This window comes from Arthrobacter sp. BG5, assembly GCF_056680155.1.
In genome coordinates this window covers 2478933-2500494 of sequence record NZ_CM155268.1, presented here as the reverse complement: position 1 = coordinate 2500494, position 21562 = coordinate 2478933, and the positions used below count along the sequence as shown (strand labels likewise).

The window sequence follows — 21562 nt, the reverse complement described above, 5'->3', positions numbered from 1 at the left end:
GGCGCCAAAGCCCGGCGTCAGAGGCCGAGGCGCGGTGCCAGCTGCGCCGGGCAGGCGTTCATGACCACGTCCAGGCCGACCGCCTTGGCGCGGGCGGCGGCGGCCTCATCGATGACGCCCAGCTGCAGCCAGACCGCCTTCGCCCCCGCCGCGATCGCTTGGTCCACCACGTCCCCCACCTTCCAGGAATTGACGAAGCAATCCACGACGTCGAGCGGTTGCTTCGCCGCCGGGATGTCGGCAAGCCGCGCGTAGCCCGTCTCGCCGTGGACGGGGTCGGCCGGGAGATTGACCGGGATGATCTCCATGCCCAGCCGGTCCCGGATGAACACGGAGGTGTCGTAGGCGGCGCGCCACTGGTTGGTGGTCAGTCCCACGACCGCCCACCTGCCCTTGGTGCGCAGGAGGCGTTCGATGACTGCGGGGTCGTTCACGTGGGTCATCTGCTCAGCCTACGTCCCGCCCCCGACACGGCAGCGCCAGCGGCCCCCTCACCTGGGCGCGCTCCGAACAATCGACCGACCGCCGGGGCGCAGCGGCCAGGTGTCCGAATATTACGCGGCAGATTTGGGCGAATCCGCCGTATCCGTTTTAGTGGATAGTGACCATCCCGAGCGGCCGAGAGACCTGGATCGATGAAGCCGCAGCAACCCTGGTCGTCGGATTCCCTCCCCGGGATCCGCCGATAGCAAGGTACTGAGCCATGGGAACGGCCGGACTGACCACCCGGGCCGAAGGCTCGTTCCGTAGGGTGCTACTGCCAGGACCGATGGAGTATCCCTATGACTGCTGTCCTGTCCACCTCCCCCGCCGAGGCGTCCGCGGACGCCCCCGCCGGTGAGGCCACCCGCACCCCGGCCCTGCCGGTGTCCTTCCGCGGCCTGCGCCGCGCGTTCGGTTCCGGCGACGAGGCGCACACCGTGCTCCGCGACGTGAACTTCGACGTCCGCGCCGGTGAAGTCCTGGCCATCCTCGGCACGTCCGGCTGCGGGAAATCCACGCTGCTGCGCGCCGCCGCAGGCCTCGATGCCCCCAGCGCCGGCAGCGTCGAGATCGACGGCGCCCCGGTCCAGGGCGTTGATCCCCGCTGCGCCTTCGCCTTCCAGGAGCCCCGCCTGCTGCCGTGGCACACCCTCCAGGCCAACATCGCCATCGGGCTGCCCACCGGGGTCAGCGCCAAAGACGGCAAGGCCAAGGTTGCCAGGCTCCTTGAACTCGTGGGGCTGCAGGACTTCGCCAAGCACCGGCCCCGCGAGGTCTCCGGCGGCATGGCCCAGCGCGCCTCGCTGGCCCGGGCCCTGGCCCGCAACCCCGGCGTCCTGCTCCTCGACGAACCCTTCGGCGCCCTCGACGCCCTGACCCGGATCAAAATGCAGGACCTGCTGCTGGACATCCACCGGGCGGAGCCGACCACGGTGCTGCTGGTGACGCACGACGTCGACGAGGCCCTTCAGCTCGCCGACCGCATCATCGTCCTCGGCAGGGAAACGGAGGCGGCCCCGGGCGCCACGATCGTCCGCACCGTCGCCGTCCCCGGCGGACGCCCCCGGGACCGGGCCTCGGCCGAGCTGGCCCGAATGCGGGCCTCGCTCCTGGCCAGCCTCGGCGTCGACGGCCACTAGGCGCCCCCCACCCGACCGCTGCCGGCACCTTCCCGGCCGCGCCGCGCCCCCTGCCTGCCGCAGCGGCCCGCTGCACCGATCTTCATCCTTCCGCACCGTTCTCAAAGGAACTTCCATGCCTTTCCGCAAGACCAGCCTCCGCCCAGCCACCCGCCGCTCGTTCCTCACCGCCACCGCCGTCTCCGCCGCGCTGGCCCTCACCGGCTGCGTCGCCGGCGAAGGCTCCGGCCAGCCCGCCGCCAATGCAGCAGCCGGGAGCGGCACGCTGAACATCGACTTCGCGACGTACAACCCGCTGAGCCTCGTGATCAAGAAGAAGGGCTGGCTTGAGGCTTCCCTCAAGGACCAGGGCGTGAACGTCAAGTGGGTGCAGTCCGCCGGCTCCAACAAGGCCAACGAGGCGCTGCGGTCCGGCGCGATCGACGTCGGCTCCACCGCCGGCTCGGCCGCCCTCCTGGCCAAGGCCAACGGATCGCCAATCAGGGCCATCGACATCTTCTCCCAGCCCGAGTGGGCTGCCCTGGTGACCAAGCCCGGCTCCGGCATCACCAAGGTCGCCGACCTCAAGGGCAAATCGGTGGCCGCCACCAAGGGCACCGATCCGTACTTCTTCCTGCTCCAGTCCCTCTCCGAAGCCGGGCTGTCCGCCAAGGACGTCACCGTGCAGAACCTGCAGCACGCCGACGGCCGCGCCGCCCTGGAGAACGGCTCGGTGGACGCCTGGTCCGGGCTCGACCCGATCATGGCCGGCGCCGAGCAGAAGGGCGCCAGGCTCTTCTACCGCAACCTGTCCTTCAACACCTACGGCTTCCTGAACGCCACCGAGTCCTTCCTCAAGGACCAACCGGCGCAGGCTCAGGCCGTCGTCAACGCTTACGAGAAGGCCCGCGCCTGGGCCGCGGCCAACCCGGACGAGACAGCGCAGATCCTCGCCGAGGCCGCCAGCCTCGACCCCGCCGTCGCGAAGACCGTGGTGCTGCAGCGCAGCAACCTCGACGTTGACCCGGCGCCGGGCGAGGCCCAGCGCAAGGTCCTCGCCAAGATCGGGCCCACCTTTGTGGAGACCGGTGACGTCGCGAGCCAGAAGCAGATCGACGACGCCGTCGCGAGCCTTCTCGATGACTCGCTGGTGAAGAAGGCGGACCCGTCCGCCATCAAGGATTCCTGATGAGCCACCTCGGAAATCCCCTCCTCACCGGCACCAGTGTTGCGGACGGGCGCGCTGCAGCCGTCCCCGCAACTCCGGCAGACGCCGCCCGGCCGGCCTCCCCCCTCACGGGCGGAAGCGGCTCCCCGGCGAACGGATGGTCCCCCGCCGGGATCCTGGCCAACGGCTGGGCGCGTCTGCTCCTTGGATTGATCATTCCCGCAGCGGTGCTGGCCGCCTGGCAGCTGTCCACGGCTGCCGGGGTGTTCAGCGTGGTCCAGCTCCCGCCGCCGGCCATGGTGCTGGAAGCCGGCCTGGACCTGCTCCAACGCGGCCAGCTTGGCCAGCACATCGCCATCTCCACCCAGCGGGTGCTGATCGGCTTCGCAGCCGGCGCCGCGCTGGGGCTGGTGTTCGGGTCGCTGGTGGGCCTGTCGCGGTTCGCCGATGCCCTGCTGGCCCCCACCGTCGGCGCGCTCCGGGCCGTCCCGTCGCTGGCGTGGGTGCCGCTGCTGATCCTCTGGATGAAGATCGGCGAGGATTCCAAGATCACGCTGATCCTGATCGGCGCTTTCTTCCCGGTCTTCACCACCGTCTCCGTGGCGTTGCGCCACGTGGACCGGAACCTCGTGGAAGCTGCGCGGGCGTTCGGGCTCAAAGGCGTGAAGCTGCTGACCACGGTCCAGCTTCCCGCCGTCGTGCCGGCCGTGTTCTCCGGCCTCCGGCTGGCGCTGGCCCAGGCCTGGCTGTTCCTGGTGGCGGCTGAACTCATTGCCTCCTCGATGGGCCTCGGCTTCCTGCTCACGGATTCGCAGAACAACGGCCGCACGGACCGGCTCCTGCTGGCCATTGTGCTGCTGGCCGTGATCGGCAAGGTCACCGATGCGCTGCTGGGCCTGGCCGAAAAGTGGGCGGTGAAACGATGGGCGTAGCCACCGAGACAGCACCGGCAGCCCACCCGGCCACCGAGGCTGAACGCGTCTCCTTCTGGGAGGCGGCCGCCCTCCGGCTCGACTGGGAGGACGTGCCGGGCCAGGACAAGCCCTGGCACACTGCGCACCGCCGCGTCCCGGCTGACGCGGCCGCCGGCACCGGCCCGCAGATCAGCTGGTTCGACGGCGGGAAGCTCAACGTCGCCTACAACTGCGTCGACCGCCATGTAGCGGCGGGACGCGGGGACAAGGTGGCCTTGTTCTTCGAGGGCGAGCCGGGCGACCGCCGGAGAATCACCTACGCCGAACTGCAGCGCGAGGTGGCCAGGGCCGCCAACGCCCTGCAGGCCCTCGGCATCAGCAAGGGCGACCGGGTGGTCATCTACCTCCCGGTGATCCCCGAAACGGTGATCATCACCCTCGCCGTGGCCCGGATCGGCGCCATCCATTCGCTGGTGTTCGGCGGTTTCTCCGCCGAGGCGCTCAAGTTCCGGGTCGAGGACACCGGCGCCAAACTGCTGGTCACCACCGACGGGCAGTTCCGCCGCGGCGCGGCCGTCCCGGTCAAGGCGAACGCCGACGCGGCCGTCGCCGGGGACAACGCGATCGAGCACGTCCTTGTGGTCAACCGCACCACCGCGCCGGAGCTGTTGGACAGCGTGCCGATGACCGCGGGCCGCGACGTCTGGTGGCACGACGCCGTCGGGACGGCCTCCGACGTCCACGACGCCGAGGCGTTCGACGCCGAGACGCCGCTGTTCATCATGTACACCTCCGGCACCACCGGAAAGCCCAAGGGCCTGGTCCACACCTCCGGCGGCTACCTCACGCAGGCGTCCTGGAGCTTTGAGCACCTCTTCAGCAACCCGGACCCGGCCCTCCGCGACCAGGACGTCCACTGGTGCACGGCGGATCTGGCCTGGGTCACCGCGCACACTTACGAGCTCTACGGCCCGCTCTCCAACGGCGCCACCCAGGTGATCTTCGAGGGCACCCCCAACACCCCACACCCGGGCCGGCACTTCGAAATCATCGAACGCTACGGCGTCACGCAGTACTACACCGCCCCCACCCTGGTCCGCTCGCTGATGGGCTGGTTCCCGGACGGCGTCCCGGCCGGCTACGACCTGTCCTCCATCCGCCTGCTCGGCACCGTCGGCGAAGCCGTCAACCCGGAAGCGTGGCGCTGGTTCCGCGACAACGTCGGCGCCGGCACCGCCCCCGTGGTGGACACGTGGTGGCAGTCCGAGACCGGCGCCACCATCCTCTCCCCCGCCCCGACAGATACCGAGTTCAAGCCCGGCTGCGCCGCCCGGCCGCTGCCCGGCGTCGGCACCCGGATCGTGGACGAGGCCGGCAACACCGTCCCGCCCGGCGTCCAGGGCTTCATTGTGGTGGACGCGCCGGGGCCTGCCATCGCCCGGACCGTGTGGGGCAACCCCCGGCGCTACTTCGACTCCTACTGGCGCCAGTACGCCGAACAGGGCTGGTTCCTCGCCGGCGACGGCGCCAAGTACGACGACGACGGCGACATCTGGATTTTGGGGCGGGTGGACGACACGCTCAATGTCTCCGGGCACCTGCTCTCCACGATCGAGATCGAGTCGGCCCTCGTTGCGCACCCGGACGTGGTGGAGGCCGGCGTCTGCCCGGTCGCGGACCCGAAGACCGGACACGCGATCGTCGCGTTCGTCGTCCTTCGGGAATCGGCGGCTGCCGAGGACATCGCGTCCGAATTGAAGGCTCACGTGGCGAAGGCGATCGGGCCGATTGCTAAGCCGCGCGACGTCGTCGTCGTCCCCGATGTGCCGAAGACCCGCAGCGGCAAGATCATGCGCCGGCTGCTGACCCAACTGTCCGAGGGAACCGCCCTCGGTGACACCACCTCCCTGCAGAACGAACCGTCGATCGGCGGCATCCAGGCCGTCCTGCGCGAACGCAACAACACCGCCGAAATACCCCAGAAGTAAGGAACACCATGACTGACATCAGCAGCGTCGCCCGTCTTTCCGAACCCCTCAAGTTCGCCTACTGGGTCCCCAACGTCTCCGGCGGCCTGGTGGTCTCCACCATCGAGCAGCGCACCGGCTGGGACTTCGAGTACAACAAGAAGCTCGCCCGGATCGCGGAAAACTCCGGCTTCGAATACGCCCTGACCCAGACCCGTTACGCCGCGTCCTACGGTGCGGACAAGCAGCACGAGGCCACCTCGTTCAGCCTGGCCCTGCTGGCGGCCACCGAGCGGCTCAAGGTCATCTCCGCCGTGCACCCGGGCATGTGGCACCCCGGCGTGCTGGCGAAGTTCATCATCACCGCGGACCACATCTCCAACGGCCGCGCCGCCGTGAACATCGTCTCCGGCTGGCTCAAGGCGGAGTTCGAAAACTTCGGCCTCGAGTGGCTCGAGCACGACGAGCGCTATGTCCGGACCGAGGAGTTCATCCGGGTGTTGCGCGGGCTGTGGACCGAGCAGGGCTACAGCCAGTCCGGGAAGTACTACAACATCACCGACTTCACCCTGCAGCCGGCGCCCGTGGACGTGCCCGGACGGGCGCACCCGGAGATTTTCTTCGGCGGCAACTCCACCGCGGCGCAGGCTACGGCCGGCCGGGTGGCGGACTGGTACTTCTCCAATGGCAAGGACCTGGAGGGGTTCAAGGAGAACATCGCCGGCGTCGTCGCCGCTGCCGGTGACACCGGGCGCGGCACCCAGGGAACCCTCCCGGCCCCCAGGTTTGGCCTGAACGGCTTCGTGATCGCCCGGGATTCCGAGAAGGAAGCCCGTGACACCCTGTGCGAGATCGTCGAGAAGGCGCACAAGCCCGCCGTCGAGGGCTTCCGCGCCGCGGTCCAGGAGGCCGGGGCGTCCACGAAGGACGGCAAGGGCATGTGGGCCGACTCGAGCTTCGAGGACCTGGTCCAGTACAACGACGGGTTCAAGACCCAGCTGATCGGCACGCCGGAGCAGATCGCCGAGCGGATCGTGGAGTACAAGAAGATCGGCGTGAACCTGTTCCTCACCGGCTACCTGCACTTCCAGGAGGAAGTCGCTGCGTTCGGTGCGGACATCCTGCCGATTGTGCGCGAGCTCGAGGCGGACCTAGCCCGCAAGCACGGCACCGAACTTGATCTCTCCGCCACCCCCGTGGCCAACGTGGGGGTGGCTGCGTAATGGCCGACCGCACCTTCGGTTTCCGCACCCGCGCCCTGCACGCCGGCGGCACCCCCGACGCCGAGCACGGCGCCCGGGCCGTGCCGATCTACCAGACCACCTCCTTCGTGTTCAAGGACACCCAGGACGCCGCCAACCTCTTCGCGCTGCAGAAGTACGGCAACATCTACTCCCGGATCGGCAACCCCACGGTCGCGGCCTTCGAGGAGCGCATCGCCTCCCTTGAAGGTGGCATCGGCGCGGTGGCCACGTCCTCGGGCATGGCCGCGGAGTTCATCACCTTCGCCGCGCTCACCCAGTCCGGGGACCACATCGTCGCCGCCTCCCAGCTTTACGGCGGCACGGTCACTCAGCTGGACGTCACGCTGCGCCGCTTCGGTGTGGACACCACGTTCGTGGCCGGGACCGATCCGGCGGACTACGCCGCCGCGGTCCGGGACAACACCAAGGCGATCTTCGTCGAGGTGGTGGCCAACCCGTCGTCGGAGGTCCAGGACCTTGAGGGGCTGGCGAAGGTGGCGCGCGACGCCGGCATCCCGCTGGTCGTTGACGCCACCTTGAGCACCCCGTACCTGGTGCGGCCGATCGAACACGGAGCGGATATCGTCATCCATTCCGCCACCAAGTTCCTTGGCGGCCACGGGACCACGCTGGGCGGCGTGATTGTCGAAAGCGGCCGCTTCGACTGGGGCAACGGCAAGTTCCCGACCATGACCGAGCCGGTCGCCTCGTACGGCAACGTCTCCTGGTGGGGGAACTTCGGCGAGTACGGTTTCCTGACGAAACTGCGCTGCGAGCAGCTGCGTGACATCGGGCCTGCGCTCTCCCCGCAGTCGGCGTTCCAGCTGCTGCAGGGCGTGGAGACGCTGCCGCAGCGGCTCGACGAGCACCTGAGGAACGCCCAGGCCGTGGCCGAGTGGCTTGAAGCCGACGAGCGCGTGGCCTACGTGAACTACTCCGGCCTGCCCTCGCACCCGCACTTCGAACGGGCCCGGAAATACCTGCCGCTGGGCCCCGGCTCGGTGTTCTCCTTCGGCGTCAAGGGCGGCCGCGCCGCGGGGCAGAAGTTCATCGAGTCCCTGCAGCTGGCCTCGCACCTGGCCAACGTGGGCGACTCGCGGACCCTGGTGATCCACCCCGGCTCCACGACCCACCAGCAGCTCAGCCCGGCGCAGCTCGAATCCGCCGGCGTCCCGGAGGACCTGGTCCGGATCTCGATCGGACTGGAAGACCTTGAGGACATCCTCTGGGACCTGGACCAGGCCCTGGACGCGGCGTCAGCCGCGACGGCCGACGATGTACCCGCGGAAGAGACTGAAGCCTGCACGATCGGAGCGAACTGATGACTGTTGAAGACCGGACCTGGACCGGGCCGTCCGCGCCGGAGCGGCTGGCCCTGCTGCGCCAGGCGAAATCGATCGCGATTGTGGGCGCCTCGGACAAACCCTCCCGGGCGAGCTACTTCGTGGCGACCTACCTGCAGTCCTCCACCCGCTACAAGGTCTATTTCGTGAACCCGGTGGTGAAGGAGATCCTGGGCGAACCGACCTACGCGTCCCTCGCTGACCTGCCGGAGAGCCCGGACATCGTGGATGTGTTCCGCAAGCACGACGACCTGCCGGGCGTGCTGGACGAGGCCATCGCCGCGGGCGCCAAGACGCTCTGGCTGCAGCTGGGCTCGTGGCACGAGGACGTGGCGAAGGAGGCCGAGGCGGCCGGGCTCGACGTCGTAATGGATCGCTGCGTGAAGATCGAGCACGCCCGCTTCCACGGCGGACTGCACCTGGCCGGCTTCGACACCGGGGTCATCTCCTCGAAGCGGCAGGTCCTGGCCTAGCCCTCCATCCCCGTCCGACTAGCTCGCGGTTGTCGTCGTTTTGAAGGTCCGAAATGACGACAACTACGGGCTAGTTTCGGTTAAGGCTTGATGGTCGGGACGGCCGTGGGGAGGCCAGGCAGCGTCGGGGCCACCGGCTGCGGGTTGGGGGCCAGGTTACGGCCGTTGTGGCCGGGCAGTCCGGGCGTCACGGGGCGCCGGGTCGGCGTCGGAAGCACTCCCCCGCGTCCGACGGCGGGCGGGGTCACCGCCGCGCCGGGCTGCTGCGGGCCCGGGGTGCGGCGGGCAGCCGACGGCGCAGCGGTGGCCGCGGCGGCCGGGGAGGTGCCGGCCGGGACGGGAACCGGGGCTGCCGGCACGGCCGGGAGGTCCGTCGGTGCGGGGCGCGCGGGAGCCTGCGTCCGGGCAGGGGCTGCGGGCTGGAAAATGACGCCCAGGGTGTGACCCACGTTTTCGCGGAAGTCGTGGCTGGAGGCCGCGACCGCGCCGGCGCCCAGGCTCATGGCACCGACGACGGCGCCGCCGACGAGGGCCATCCGGCGTTTGCGGACCCGGCTGCGGTCGGCCAGGCTGCTGACACCGGCGGACAGGTCCCTGCCCGCCGACCCGCCGGCGAGCAGCGCCGCAAGGTCCGCCCGGGGCTCAGGCGCCTGCTCCGGGACGAGGGCCCGCAGCTGCTCAAGGGTGCTGCGCAGTTCGCCGGCAGCTTCGAGGCCGGAGTCACGGAGCATCGCCTGGATGCTGCCATCCTGCTGGGGGTTGCGCGTGCCGGTCATGATGCTGCGTGGTCCTTTTCGGTTACGAGTTCGCGCAGGGCACTGAGCCCGCGCCGCTGAAGCTGTTTGACGGCACCCGGGGTTTTGCCCATGATGCCGGCCACCTGATCGATGGATAAGTCTGCGACGATCCGCAGGACCAGGACTTCCCGTTGCTCGTCGTTGAGCCGGGAGAGTGTGTGGGACAGGCCGCCCAGCGAACCGAGCGCTTCGTCCTCGGCGGAGGCGGCAGACCGGGCGTCGTTCAGCGGGTCGTATTCGGCCAGCTGCGGTGTACGTTCGGCGCGGCGGTGGTGGTCGACCAGCCGGGCGTGGGCGACCGAAAAAATGAAAGTCCGCAATCCGGCGCAGCCGCCGGTGACGTTCGCCAGTTTCGGCAACACGTCCACGAAGACGTCCTGGGTGAGCGCCTCTGCGTCGTCAACGCCCTTGGCCCGGAAGTAGCCGAGCACCGCCGGGGACATCACGGTGTAGACGGCGCTGAAACCTGACGGGTCGCCAGCCAAAGCTGCTGACAGATCGTCATCGCTCAGCTGCTCTGCCAAGAAGCGTTCCTTCCGATTACTGCTGGGGGTGCGGCCCCCGATAGTTTAGCGGCCGCACCCCGTCGCCTCCGAAGAGAGGCGCTTATTGCCTACTTGTCGAGCTTGGGCAGCTCTACCGACGGGTCGGCAGGTACGGCCGGGACGGCCGGGGTGGCCGGAGCGTCCTTGGCGGCGGGGACAGCCGGGGTGGCAACGGTCACGCCGGCGTGGGCCTTGGCTTCGGCAGCGCCCTTGGCGTTGGCGGCACCCTCGACGGCGGCGCCGTCCTGGTCAGCGGACACGGTGCCCTCAGCGGCGCCTTCGGTATCCTCGGTGCCCTCGACCTCAACGTCGGCGTCGGCGTCGGCCTTGGCGGAGTCCTCAACGTCCGGGGTGGCCGGAACAGCCGGGACGGCCGGGGTGGCCGGAGCGGAGGGCAGCTCCGCGGTGGCCGGAACAGCCGGAACGGCGGGGGTGGCGGGCGTAGCGTGGTTCACTTCAGCCTGCTGGGTGCTGGACGTCTGGGCCGCGTTGGCCAGGCCGATTCCGGAGAAACCTCCGACCGCGAGAATCGCGGCGCCGACAGCAATCTTGGTGGTCTTGCTAACACTCTTCATGTAAAACGTACATCCTTTGGTTGTTTGAAGGCTGGCCGGCGCCTGATGGGGGCAGGCACCGGCCGGCACTTACGGTCGAAGTCCTGTCGGCGCCTGATGGGGCAGGCGCCCGTCGGATCTCTCGGTCGAAGTCCGCAGCGCCTAATGGGGCAGGCGCCGGGCGGATCGTTCGCTACAAGGCCGTCCGTACCTGATGGGGGGACCAGGGCTTCGGGCGGCGCTTACAAAGGAGTAATCGCCGGGGCACCCCGAAAAGTTACGCACCGGCCGAAACTTTTTTGGTTTCCTTTCGAGGGCCGCGGCGGGGACCCGTCTCCGGTACCTCGCAATGGCCCCTAGCGACGGCCCTTAACGACGACGGCGGCGGGCCACCTTTGTCAGGTGACCCGCCGCCGTCGGACGTCAGTTGGCCGGTATTAGTCGTTGATCAGGTCGTTGACCACGATCGTCTGGTCGCGGTCCGGACCGACGCCGATCGCGGAGAACCGCGTGCCGGAGAGCTTCTCCAGGGCCAGCACGTAGTTCCGGGCGTTCTCCGGCAGGTCGTCCAGGGTGCGGGCGCCGGTGATGTCCTCGGTCCAGCCCTCGAAGTACTCGAAGATCGGCTTGGCGTGGTGGAACTCGGTCTGGGTCATCGGCATCTCGTCGTGCCGCACGCCGTCGACGTCGTAGGCCACACACACCGGGATCTGCTCAATGCCAGTGAGCACGTCCAGCTTGGTGACGAAGTAGTCGGTGAAGCCGTTCACGCGCGAGGCGTGGCGCGCCAGCACGGCGTCGTACCAGCCGCAGCGGCGCGGCCGGCCGGTGTTGACGCCGAACTCGCCGCCTGTCTTCTGCAGGTACACGCCCATCTCATCGAACAGTTCCGTGGGGAAGGGACCTGCGCCCACGCGCGTGGTGTAGGCCTTGATGATGCCGATGGAGCGGGAGATCCGGGTGGGGCCGATGCCCGAACCGACGGAGGCGCCGCCCGCAGTGGGGTTCGAGGACGTCACGAACGGGTAGGTGCCGTGGTCGACGTCCAGGAACGTGGCCTGGCCGCCCTCCATGAGCACCACCTTGCCCTCGTCCAGCGCCTTGTTCAGCACGAAGGTGCTGTCAATGACCAGCGGGCGCAGGCGTTCGGCGAAGGACAGGAAGTAGTCCACGATCTCGTCAACCTCGATGTCCCGTCGGTTGTAGACCTTGACCAGCAGCTCGTTCTTCTGCCGCAGCGAGCCTTCGACCTTCTGCCGCAGGATGGAGGCGTCGAAGACGTCCTGCACGCGGATCCCGAGGCGGGCCACCTTGTCCATGTAGGCCGGGCCGATGCCGCGGCCGGTGGTGCCGATCGCGCGGCTGCCGAGGAACCGTTCGGTGACCTTGTCCAGCACCTGGTGGTACGGCGCCACCAGGTGGGCGTTGGCGGAGACGCGCAGCTTGGAGGTGTCCGCGCCGCGCGCTTCCAGGCCGTCGATCTCCTGGAACAGGGCTTCAAGGTTCACCACGCAACCGTTGCCGATCACCGGCACTGCATTCGGGCTCAGGATGCCGGCCGGAAGGAGCTTCAGCTCATACTTCTCACCGCCCACGACGACGGTGTGCCCGGCGTTGTTGCCGCCGTTGGGCTTGACGACGTAGTCGACGCGGCCGCCGAGCAGGTCGGTGGCCTTACCTTTGCCTTCGTCGCCCCATTGGGCTCCGACGATCACGATTGCTGGCATGGGATCCTCCCCCATTCGTTCGGGCCGAACTGCACGTGAATGACCGGGTGGTCAGCGCAGCTCAGCGCCGTTCATGAGAATGCCCCGAATCTACCGCTGTGCTCTTACCATCAACGCCAGAGTCCGGGGCTCTTACCACCCAAGATTAGCCGAAAACGGTGGCCGGCACCGTTTTCGGCTCCCAGCATGGAGGGCCGCGACACATAGTGGGCACAACTTGCGGTGCGGGCGCGGCGTGGAATTAAGTGGGAGTGACCATCCCGAGCGGCCGAGGGACCTGGACCGTTGACGCCGCAGCAACCCCGCCGTACGCGGCCCGCCATTGTGCGGCCGCGGCCGGCCACGGTGCTACCGCCAGGACCGATGGAAAGGAACCGCACCATGTCCCAGAACACCGACCACATCCGCGTCACCCACGCCGGGTCGTTGCCCCGCACCCCCGAGCTCATCGCCGCCAACGAGGCGAAGGAAGCCGACGGCATTACCCCCGAGTTCCTGGACCTGCTGGAAACCTCGGTGGTGGACGTCGTCCAGCGCCAGAAGGACCTGGGCATCGACATCCCCAACGACGGCGAGTACGGCCACGCCATGGCCAGCTCGGTCGACTACGGCGCCTGGTGGAACTATTCGTTCGCCCGGCTCGGCGGCCTGGAACCGACAGACGTGGACCGCTGGGCCGACGCCGCGGTGCACCGCTCCAGCCCCGGCCACATCGTCCTGACCTCGTTCCCGGACCGCCGCGACCGGCAGGCCTTCAACGACGCCTACAACGACCCGTCTTCGGGGATTCTGGCCCACCGCAAGGCCGTCACGCAGCCAAAGATCGCGGGCCCGCTGACCTACACCGGGCAGGAGCTGGTGGCGTCAGACGTCACCAACCTCAAGACTGGCCTGGCCGCGGCCGGCCTCACCGAGGGCTTCGTCGCGTCCCTCTCCCCCGGATCCTGCGCCCGTGTCGCCAACGACTACTACAAGAGCGATGAGGAACTCCTCTTCGCCTGCGCCGACGCGATGCGCGAGGAATACAAAGCCATCATCGACGCCGGCCTGACAGTCCAGCTCGACGATCCCTCCCTGGCCGAGAGCTGGGACCAGATCAACCCCGAGCCGAGCCTCGAGGACTACCTGAAGTTCATCCAGCTGCGCGTCGAGGCCACCAACTGGGCGTTGCGCGACCTCCCGCAGGACAAGATCCGGCTGCACGTCTGCTGGGGCTCGTGGCACGGACCGCACACCACGGACATCCCCTTCGCGGACATCATCGGCTCCGTCCTGCAGGTCAACGCCGGCGCATACTCCTTCGAGGCGGCCAACGTCCGGCACGAACACGAATGGCGGGTCTGGGAGGACACCAAGCTTCCCGAGGGCAAGTCGATTATCCCGGGCGTTGTTTCGCACGCCACCAACGTCGTGGAGCACCCCGACCTCGTGGCCGACCGGATCGTGCGCTTCGCGGAACTGGTGGGCCGCGAAAACGTAATTGCCTCCACGGACTGCGGCCTCGGCGGCCGCGTCCACCCGCAGATCGCTTTCGCCAAGCTCGACGCCCTCGGCGAGGGTGCGCGCCGGGCCAGCAAGCGGCTCTGGTAGTCGTCCGGGCAGACGGCGGTAAGCGGTCCGGGCAGCTGGCAGTTGCCGGCTGCCCGGACGACTCGCCGGACATTTCGCGGGGCTTGATAGACTGGTAAAGACCGAACAGGAATCGGTCCACACCACATTTCAAACCACACCGGCCTCCGCGCGCCCTTCCTTTGGCGTGCCTGCGATCGGTCTGGCAGCTTTACCAATCCCGCAGGAGACCCAGCAATACATGACAGCCCTGGCCACTGAAAATTTCCGCGAACAGCTCCTGAGCCGCCGTTACGAAGCTAACGTCGCGCCGGTCAACGAACTGTGCGACACACTGCAGACCGCCAAAGCTGGCACCACGGTCCCCTACGTGGATCCCGCCCACGACATTGACGAGTGCCGCATCGTCAGCCTCTACTCCAACATCGGCACCGCCGATCCGTCCGGCTTCATCACCGCCGGCGACGAGGAAGCCGCCACCCGCATGCTCGGCATCCAGTGGAAACTGGGCCTGCGCCCGGAATTTGTTATGCCGTGGAACGTCCACCCGTGGCACGTGGACGGCGAGCCGAACGGCAAGTTCACGCCGGACCAGATCTCGGCGGGCCTCAAGCCGCTGCTGAAGTTCCTCGCCCTGGTGCCGCGCGCCTCCGTGATCGTGGCGCACGGCACCGAGGCCAACCGCCTGGCCAACCTGCTGCTCAAGACCGAGGTGCCGATGATCTGGCGCCGCGGCCTGAAGACGTACAAGGTCCGCTCGCTCAGCGGCCGCGCCTTCGCCGGTACCCCGGCCCGCCAGGAGCAATACCTCGAGGAAATGCGCGTCGCCTACGCCGACGCCATGGCCCGCACCGGGCTGGCCAAGGCCAGCTGACCCTTCCGCTTAACGACGGCGGGCGCCCACCGAATGGTGGGCGCCCGCCGTCGTCGTTTAACCCGCAACGCGGGGTCACTTACAGCCCATCCACAATGGTGGAATGGGCCGTAAGTGACCCCGCGTTGCTTGTAGCTGTGGGCCTGTCAGCCCTGGGCTTCGATGGCCGCCCTGGCGGTGGGGTCGGAGTCCTTCAGGAACTTCTCAATCCGCTCCGGCTCCTCGGCCTCGCCGATCGCCGCGGAGGCGCGGCCCAGAGAGTACAGGGCGCGCAGGAAGCCGCGGTTGGGTTCGTGCTCCCACGGGATCGGGCCGGCGCCGCGCCAGCCGTTGCGGCGCAGCGAGTCCAAGCCGCGGTGGTAGCCGACCCGGGCGTAGGCGTAGGAATCGATGGTCCGGCCTTCCTTCCACGCTTCCTCGGCCAGCACGGCCCAAAGCAGCGAGGACGTCGGGTGCTTCTCCACCAGGTCCAGCGCCTCCTGGCCCGCGTCCAGCCCCGCGTTGACCTCGGTCTCGGCAGGCAGCAGCGTGGGCTCGGGGCCCATCAGGTTCCGGCGGAACTCGTCCGACACGGCTAGAACGTCTTGCCGGTAGAGCCGAGCTGCTGGGCTGCCTCCACCACGCGGGCAGCCAGGCCGGCTTCGGCGGACGCGCCCCAGACGCGGGGGTCGTACAGCTTCTTGTTGCCGACTTCGCCGTCGACCTTCAGGACGCCGTCGTAGTTGCGGAACATGTGGTCGGCGACCGGGCGGGTGTAGGCGTACTGGGTGTCGGTGTCGATGTTCATCTTGATCACGCCGTAGGAGACCGCGTCCGCGATTTCCTGCTCGGAGGAGCCGGAGCCGCCGTGGAAGACGAGGTCGAACGGGCTGGTCTTGCCGATCTTCGCGCCGACCTGCTCCTGGATGTCCTTGAGGATCTCCGGGCGCAGCTTGACGCCGCCGGGCTTGTACACACCGTGCACGTTGCCGAAGGTCAGGGCCGTGATGTAGCGGCCGTTCTCGCCGGAGCCGAGGGCGTCGATGGTGGCGAGGGCGTCCTCGACCGTGGTGTAGAGCTTGTCGTTAATGGCGTTCTCGACGCCGTCTTCCTCGCCGCCGACGGTGCCGATCTCCACCTCGAGGATCATCTTGGCCGCGGCGGTGCGCTCCAGCAGCTCCCGGGCGATCCGGAGGTTCTCCTGCAGGGTTTCGGCCGAGCCGTCCCACATGTGCGAGTTGAAGAGCGGGTTACGGCCAGCCTTGACCTCGGCCTCGGAGGCGGCGAGCAGCGGCAGGACGAAGCCGTCCAGCTTGTCCTTGGGGCAGTGGTCCGTGTGCAGGGCGATGTTGACGCCGTAGTTCTTGGCGACCTCGCGGGCGAACGCGGCGAAGCCCAGCGAGCCGGCCACCATGTCCTTGGTGGAGGCACCGGACCAGTAGGCGGCGCCGCCGGTGGAGACCTGGACGATGCCGTCGGACTCGGCCTCGGCGAAGCCGCGCAGGGCGGCGTTCAGGGTCTGGGAGGAGGTGACGTTGACGGCCGGGAATGCGAAGCCGCCCGTCTTTGCGCGGTCGATCATCTCGGAGTAGATCTCTGGGGTTGCAATGGGCATGCTGACTCCTAAAGTGAATTTCGTCTGCGGGCTGGGTTGACCCTGGAGTGAACCTCGTCGGCTACGAACCATCCTAGTCATTCCTGCGCCACGGCAGTGTTTCCGGTCACGCCGGGGGTGTAACACTCGCCCCGCCGCTCCCGCCGAGATGGCACTCCGCGCGGGGGGAAGGGGCGGTTACCCCGGCAGTTGGTTGAAGACGTGCCGGCGGATCCAGGCGTGCATCGCGATCGCGGCCGCGGAGGCAGCGTTGATGGAGCGCGTGGACCCGAACTGCTCGATCGAGAGCGTCGCCACGGCGGCCTCGTGGACCTCCGGCGTCAGGCCCGGCCCCTCCTGGCCGAACACCAGCACACAGTCCCGGGGCAGCTCGTAGGTTTCCAGCGGGACGGAATCGGGGAAGATGTCGATCCCGATCACGGCCAGCCCCTCCGCCTGCGCCCAGGCGACAAATTCGTCCACGGTGGCGTGGTGGCGGACGTGCTGGTAGCGGTCGGTGACCATGGCCCCGCGGCGGTTCCACCGGCGTCGTCCGATGATGTGGACTTCCTTGGCCAGGAACGCGTTGGCGGTGCGGACGACGGTGCCGATGTTCATGTCGTGCTGCCAGTTTTCGATGGCGATGTGGAAGTTGTGGCGACGCGAGTCCAGCTCCGCCACAATCGCCTCGTGCTTCCAGTACCGGTACTTGTCCACCACGTTGCGGCGGTCACCGTCCGCCAGCAGGTCCGGGTCCCAGTGTTCGCCCTCCGGCCACTGACCCTGCCAGGGCCCGACGCCCACCTCCGCCTTGGGCTCCGCCTCACCGTCCGGAGCGGCCGGGGCGCCGGCGGGGTGTTCGCTGGGTGTCTCGGGTTCAATCACGACTCAACAGTAGACTGGGTCCTGTTGCGGCACACTATCGGCGGAGGGCACCATGGCGGATCAGCACGAAGACCTCGGGACAGACCGGCGTTCGGACCCGGACGAGACGCGGTCCACGTCCTCGGTGTACCGCAGCGGCCAGGAAATCGAGTGCTGGCTGACCGACATGGACGGCGTGCTGGTCCACGAAAACCAGCCGATCCCGGGCGCCTCCGAACTCATCCAGCGATGGGTGGATACGTCCAAGCGGTTCCTGGTCCTGACCAACAATTCGATCTTCACTCCCCGCGACCTTGCCGCCAGGCTGAAAAGCTCCGGCCTGGAAATCCCGGAGGAGAACATCTGGACCTCGGCCCTCGCGACGGCCCAGTTCCTCAAGGACCAGGTGCGCGGCTCCGAATCCGGCAACCGCGCCTACACCATCGGCGAGGCCGGGCTGACGACGGCGCTGCACGAGGCGGGCTTCATCCTCACCGACCAGGACCCGGACTTTGTGGTGCTCGGCGAGACCCGGACCTACTCCTTCGAGGCCATCACCATGGCCATCCGCCTGATCCTGGGCGGCGCGCGCTTCATCGCGACCAACCCGGACGCCACCGGCCCCTCCAAGGACGGCCCGATGCCCGCCACCGGTGCGATCGCGGCGCTGATCACCAAGGCGACCGGGCGCGAACCCTACATTGTGGGCAAGCCGAACCCGATGATGTTCCGCTCCGCGATGAACCAGATTGACGCCCATTCGGAGACCACCGCCATGATCGGCGACCGGATGGACACCGACATCATCGCCGGCATGGAGGCGGGGCTGCACACGGTGCTGGTGCTCAGCGGCATCACCCACAAGGACGACATCGCGGCCTACCCGTTCCGGCCCAACCAGATCCTGAACTCGGTCGCGGACCTGAAGAACCAGATCTGACCGAATGCCGGGCGCCGGCCGGGGCCTGATCCAGCTAGACCGCGGTCTTTTTGCCCCCGCCGGAGGCGAGCGGCAGGAACTCGTCCTGGAGTTCTTCGATGAGCGGCCGGTAGACGAAGGGGTTCCACTGCGGGCTGGCGTGGGCCGGCCGTGCACCGTCGGTTTGCAGCGAATCCGAGACCATGTTCGCCTTGAACCGCAGCATCCAGGTGTCCCGGGCCGTCTCGTAACTGACGGTCTGGTCCCCGGGGTTGCCGATGAACGCCATCTTCGCGTCCCCCAGCCGGCCGACGAACCGGTTCAGGTCGAAGTGGTAGATGTAGGCCGATTCCGTCTGGATCAGCACACTGGACGGGGCGATCGGCGAGAGCTGCTCCATGGTCTGGTCCAGGATCTGACCCCAGCTGCGTTCGTGCTTGTTGAGTACCCGCTCGCCGAGTTCATAGCCGCCGCGCAGCACGGTGGGGAACCGGAATCCGCTCTCGTAGAGGAACACCACCCCGTCGAACCAGCTCTGGTCCAGCACGTCGTACCGGCTGGCCGGGCTGGAGTCCAGCAGGATGAACGCCACCTGGACGCCGTGCAGCTCCAGGAGCCGGGCGGCGACCTGCACCGCCACCATGCCACCGAAGCTGTGGCCGTAGAAGTAGACGGTGTTCAGCTGGTGGGCGCGGATGTGTTCGATGACCGCGATCACGATCTTGTCGATGTCCATGCCAACGTTGGAATATCCGACGGCGGTCAGCTGGCCCCGCTTGGTCAGCGCGCCGCGCAGCGAGTTCAGGATCCACTGCGCTTCTTCCCAGCTGGTCTTGTACCCGGGGAAGAGGAACCAGGCGGCGTGGGGGAAATACAGCTCCGCGACGTCGTCGGGCACCATCAGGACCTTGTTGACGCGCCGCTCGGCCTGTACCCGGCGGGTGAACAGCATATCCGCGGCCAGGACGGAGGCAGCGCCGGTCCCGATGAGGAAGTTCCGCCGCGAGAACCGCTCAAGTTCCGCGGCGTGCCGGAGCACGCGGGCCTCCTCGTTCCGGGGTCCGCGCCCGCTGTTCGCTTCGGTCTCATCCGGCACACCTCTACCGTAGCCACTGCGTAGCTGCGGCAGAAAACGCAGGATCGATCCCCGCTCCGGCGTCGCGGAACGGAGGCCCGGACTCAGGCGGGTTCGGGCTCGCGCCCGGCTTCGCGCCGGGTGAGTTCCAGGCTGATGTCCTCGTACCGGGCCAGCAGTTCCGAGGGCGCACCGGTGGCCGGGTCGTCGAGCTTGCCGAAGACGCAGTCGCTGGCAGCCAGCAGTTCGTCGTCGGAGTAGCGGGCCAGGGTCCGGGTTCCGGACGGGTTAATCGAGGCGGTGAAGTCCCCGGAGAGGTCCAGCGACTGGAACACCTTGCCGAAGTCATCACCGAACATCTGCAGTTCCAGCGATACCCCGGCCGCGACGGTCGGGGCGCCGGCCACGTCCAGTTGGCTGAACCGGCCGTCAATGGCGTTCAGGTCGTTGCGGAGGCCCGCCAGGGCCGCTGATTCGACGAATTCGGCGTGGCCGAGGTCCACTCGGATATGGGAGCTGATGCCCATGCGGCGGATCCGCTGGATCAGCTGGATCAGGGCCGGGCGGGAAGTTTGGCTGAGGCTCCCCCGGACATCAATCCGGATGACATCTGAGGCGACATCGAGCTTAACCTGGGCGTTAAGAGAGTGGTCCATAGGTACTCCAAAGAAAGTGTCTATGGCCGACGGCTCAACCTCATTCAGCCTAACTGCACGATGGGAAGGGCACAAGTCCCCTATTTTTGCGGTTTATTTGCCGGCCCGTTATCCGGTGGCCTGGCGCCCGGGCTCCTGGAAGTGGGTGCGGGTGGCGGAGCCGCCGACGGACTCCACCAGCGAGGTGGCGATGTCGCGCAGCTTGACGTTGCCGTTGCTTGACGCGTCAGTGAGGATCCGTACCGCGGATTCCTGGCTGCAGCGGTTCTGGGCCATCACAATCCCGATCGCCATGTCGATGACGGTGCGCGATTCCAGCGTGGCCCGCAGGTTGGTGGCGCTGTCCGTGTGCAGCGAAAAGCGCACGGCCATCCGCAGCGCCTGGGAGATTTGCCGGGTGAAGTCACGCGCACGCGCCGCGACGTCGCCGTCGAACTTGTGCGGCGCGTCTGAATACAGGTTCAGGGCTGCCTGGGCTTCGCCCTGGAGGTGGAACGGCACGGACAGCACCGAGCGCAGCCCGTGGGACGCCACGGCGGTGGCGTAGTCCGGTCCCCAGCGGTCTTCCTCGAACAGGTCCGGGACGTAAACCTCGCGTTCCTCCTGCGCCGCCGTCAGGCACGGCCCCTGCGCCAGCCGGTACTGGATCTCGTCGACTTCCTTGGCCGAGTCGCTGCTCCAGCCGATGGTGGCAGCCTTCCGGTCCCGCAGCAGGGTGATGCCGCAGAGCGCGTCATCGCCCTCGCCGGCCACCTGGTGCGCGGAGAAGCGCGCGAGTTCGTTGAGAAACTCTTCGAAGTCGGCGCTGTCAAGGATGAGGTTCTGGACCTGGTCGACGGTACTGACGGATGCAGGGGATTCCTGGGGCGGGAGCATAGCGTGTTTCTCCAACTACGGGTACGAACGTACCGACTGGGGGTATGTCAAAAGGATAAGTCACCCCTGTAGCACCGTCCACATGTGTCCGCCGCCGGTGAAATGCCTAGTTCAGGCCGAGTTCATCTTTTCCGAAGGCGAACAGGTAGGGGACGCCGGCTTCGGCTTCGATCTTTTCCTTGGCGCCGGTGTCCCGGTCGACAATCACGGCGACGGCGACGACGTTGCCGCCGGCCCGGCGCACCCCCTCGACGGCGGTGAGCGCGGAGCCGCCCGTGGTGGAGGTGTCCTCCAGGACCAGGACTTTGCGGCCCTCGACTGAGGGGCCTTCGACCTGGCGGCCCATGCCGTAGGACTTCTGCGCCTTGCGGACCACGAAGGCGTCCACCGGGCGGCCGGCGTCGACGGCGGCGTGCATCACGGCGGTGCCCACCGGGTCCGCCCCCATGGTCAGTCCGCCGGCGCACTCAAAGTCGATCCCGGCGTCGTCCATCAGCGACAGCATGACCTGGCCGACCAGCTTGGAGGCCTCGTGGTGCAGCGTGATGCGGCGCAGGTCGATGTAGTAGTCGGCTTCGGCGCCGCTGGAGAGGATGACCTTGCCGCGGACGACGGCCAGCTCCTTGATCAGTTCCAGGAGGCGGGCACGGGCGGCAGCAGCGTCGGCTGCAAAGTCACTGGTGGCAGTCATGGGACCCAGTTTAGTGGCTGGCCGCGGCCGGAATCCCAGTCCGGACCGCAGATGTCGGGGCCGCGCCGCGCTGCCCGGCGCGTGCATGGGACTTACGGCACTGGCAGCCGGCGCAGGGCGGGCGTCCGATGT

22 protein-coding genes are annotated in these 21562 nt (G+C 68.2%); 10 read left to right on the top strand and 12 right to left on the bottom strand.

The features are described from left to right. Positions 1-17: 17 nt before the first annotated feature. Positions 18-443 (bottom strand): CoA-binding protein, encoded by a 426-nt coding sequence (locus tag AC1MBE_RS11635; RefSeq protein ID WP_479778398.1) that lies wholly within the window; start codon positions 441-443, stop codon positions 18-20. A gap of 339 nt (positions 444-782) precedes the next feature. Here AC1MBE_RS11635 and AC1MBE_RS11630 point away from each other — a divergent pair, with 339 nt between their 5' ends. The 7 genes from AC1MBE_RS11630 (at position 783) to AC1MBE_RS11600 (ending at position 8710) form a co-directional block, all read left to right on the top strand. Then, positions 783-1622, top strand: coding sequence for an ABC transporter ATP-binding protein (locus AC1MBE_RS11630; RefSeq protein ID WP_479778396.1), 840 nt, complete (start codon positions 783-785; stop codon positions 1620-1622). A gap of 115 nt (positions 1623-1737) precedes the next feature. After that, the gene (locus tag AC1MBE_RS11625; RefSeq protein ID WP_479778394.1) at positions 1738-2790 is read left to right on the top strand and encodes an aliphatic sulfonate ABC transporter substrate-binding protein; all 1053 of its coding nucleotides are present in this window, start codon (positions 1738-1740) and stop codon (positions 2788-2790) included. Next, the gene (locus tag AC1MBE_RS11620) at positions 2790-3701 is read left to right on the top strand and encodes an ABC transporter permease (protein ID WP_479778392.1); all 912 of its coding nucleotides are present in this window, start codon (positions 2790-2792) and stop codon (positions 3699-3701) included. The genes AC1MBE_RS11625 and AC1MBE_RS11620 overlap by 1 nt, the downstream gene beginning before the upstream one ends. Beyond that, entirely contained in the window at positions 3692-5671 is a 1980-nt protein-coding gene (acs, locus tag AC1MBE_RS11615; RefSeq protein WP_479778390.1) for an acetate--CoA ligase, read from the top strand. Before AC1MBE_RS11620 ends, acs begins: the two co-directional genes overlap by 10 nt. 8 nt (positions 5672-5679) lie before the next feature. Next, positions 5680-6873 (top strand): dimethylsulfone monooxygenase SfnG, encoded by a 1194-nt coding sequence (sfnG, locus tag AC1MBE_RS11610; protein ID WP_479778389.1) that lies wholly within the window; start codon positions 5680-5682, stop codon positions 6871-6873. After that, positions 6873-8216, top strand: coding sequence for an O-acetylhomoserine aminocarboxypropyltransferase/cysteine synthase family protein (locus AC1MBE_RS11605; protein WP_479778387.1), 1344 nt, complete (start codon positions 6873-6875; stop codon positions 8214-8216). The genes sfnG and AC1MBE_RS11605 overlap by 1 nt, the downstream gene beginning before the upstream one ends. Further along, the gene (locus AC1MBE_RS11600; protein WP_479778385.1) at positions 8216-8710 is read left to right on the top strand and encodes a CoA-binding protein; all 495 of its coding nucleotides are present in this window, start codon (positions 8216-8218) and stop codon (positions 8708-8710) included. The genes AC1MBE_RS11605 and AC1MBE_RS11600 overlap by 1 nt, the downstream gene beginning before the upstream one ends. 80 nt (positions 8711-8790) lie before the next feature. Here the strand turns inward: AC1MBE_RS11600 and AC1MBE_RS11595 are convergent, their stop codons facing one another. From AC1MBE_RS11595 to AC1MBE_RS11580, 4 genes are all read right to left on the bottom strand, one after another. Next, complete coding sequence (locus tag AC1MBE_RS11595) at positions 8791-9486, bottom strand: hypothetical protein (RefSeq protein ID WP_479778383.1); 696 nt, start codon at positions 9484-9486, stop codon at positions 8791-8793. Next, positions 9483-10031, bottom strand: coding sequence for an RNA polymerase sigma factor (locus AC1MBE_RS11590; protein WP_479778381.1), 549 nt, complete (start codon positions 10029-10031; stop codon positions 9483-9485). The genes AC1MBE_RS11595 and AC1MBE_RS11590 overlap by 4 nt, the downstream gene beginning before the upstream one ends. A gap of 89 nt (positions 10032-10120) precedes the next feature. Continuing rightward, a complete protein-coding gene (locus tag AC1MBE_RS11585; RefSeq protein ID WP_479778379.1) occupies positions 10121-10627 on the bottom strand; it encodes a hypothetical protein in 507 nt (168 codons plus the stop codon). Between the two features lie 416 nt (positions 10628-11043). Beyond that, positions 11044-12333 (bottom strand): adenylosuccinate synthase, encoded by a 1290-nt coding sequence (locus AC1MBE_RS11580; RefSeq protein ID WP_346958597.1) that lies wholly within the window; start codon positions 12331-12333, stop codon positions 11044-11046. A 381-nt stretch (positions 12334-12714) separates the two neighbouring features. On the opposite strand from AC1MBE_RS11580, the gene AC1MBE_RS11575 reads away from it, so the two are divergent. Together AC1MBE_RS11575 and AC1MBE_RS11570 are read left to right on the top strand one after the other, a co-directional pair. Beyond that, entirely contained in the window at positions 12715-13923 is a 1209-nt protein-coding gene (locus AC1MBE_RS11575; protein WP_479778377.1) for a cobalamin-independent methionine synthase II family protein, read from the top strand. Between the two features lie 220 nt (positions 13924-14143). After that, positions 14144-14776, top strand: a complete 633-nt coding sequence (locus AC1MBE_RS11570; RefSeq protein WP_479778375.1) for a uracil-DNA glycosylase family protein — start codon at positions 14144-14146, stop codon at positions 14774-14776. Positions 14777-14922: 146 nt separating this feature from the next. Here AC1MBE_RS11570 and AC1MBE_RS11565 read toward each other — a convergent pair whose 3' ends face one another. The 3 genes from AC1MBE_RS11565 to AC1MBE_RS11555 form a co-directional block, all read right to left on the bottom strand. Next, entirely contained in the window at positions 14923-15348 is a 426-nt protein-coding gene (locus tag AC1MBE_RS11565; protein ID WP_479778373.1) for a DUF3151 domain-containing protein, read from the bottom strand. Between the two features lie 2 nt (positions 15349-15350). Continuing rightward, positions 15351-16370 carry a class II fructose-bisphosphate aldolase gene (gene fbaA, locus AC1MBE_RS11560; RefSeq protein ID WP_146335914.1) on the bottom strand — a complete coding sequence of 340 codons (1020 nt, stop codon included), beginning with the start codon at positions 16368-16370 and terminating at the stop codon, positions 15351-15353. 177 nt (positions 16371-16547) lie between these two features. Then, positions 16548-17234: a TrmH family RNA methyltransferase gene (locus tag AC1MBE_RS11555; protein ID WP_479778371.1), complete on the bottom strand. Its 687-nt coding sequence runs from the start codon at positions 17232-17234 to the stop codon at positions 16548-16550. Between the two features lie 52 nt (positions 17235-17286). On the opposite strand from AC1MBE_RS11555, the gene AC1MBE_RS11550 reads away from it, so the two are divergent. After that, positions 17287-18153 (top strand): HAD-IIA family hydrolase, encoded by an 867-nt coding sequence (locus AC1MBE_RS11550; protein WP_479778369.1) that lies wholly within the window; start codon positions 17287-17289, stop codon positions 18151-18153. 34 nt (positions 18154-18187) lie between these two features. On the opposite strand, the gene AC1MBE_RS11545 is transcribed toward AC1MBE_RS11550, so the two are convergent. The 4 genes from AC1MBE_RS11545 to pyrE form a co-directional block, all read right to left on the bottom strand. Beyond that, positions 18188-19228 carry a thioesterase domain-containing protein gene (locus AC1MBE_RS11545; protein WP_479778367.1) on the bottom strand — a complete coding sequence of 347 codons (1041 nt, stop codon included), beginning with the start codon at positions 19226-19228 and terminating at the stop codon, positions 18188-18190. An 83-nt stretch (positions 19229-19311) separates the two neighbouring features. After that, positions 19312-19863: a hypothetical protein gene (locus tag AC1MBE_RS11540; protein WP_479778365.1), complete on the bottom strand. Its 552-nt coding sequence runs from the start codon at positions 19861-19863 to the stop codon at positions 19312-19314. A gap of 108 nt (positions 19864-19971) precedes the next feature. Further along, the gene (locus tag AC1MBE_RS11535) at positions 19972-20739 is read right to left on the bottom strand and encodes a GAF and ANTAR domain-containing protein (protein WP_479778363.1); all 768 of its coding nucleotides are present in this window, start codon (positions 20737-20739) and stop codon (positions 19972-19974) included. 106 nt (positions 20740-20845) lie between these two features. After that, positions 20846-21430: an orotate phosphoribosyltransferase gene (pyrE, locus tag AC1MBE_RS11530; protein ID WP_346958586.1), complete on the bottom strand. Its 585-nt coding sequence runs from the start codon at positions 21428-21430 to the stop codon at positions 20846-20848. Positions 21431-21562: the final 132 nt, after the last annotated feature.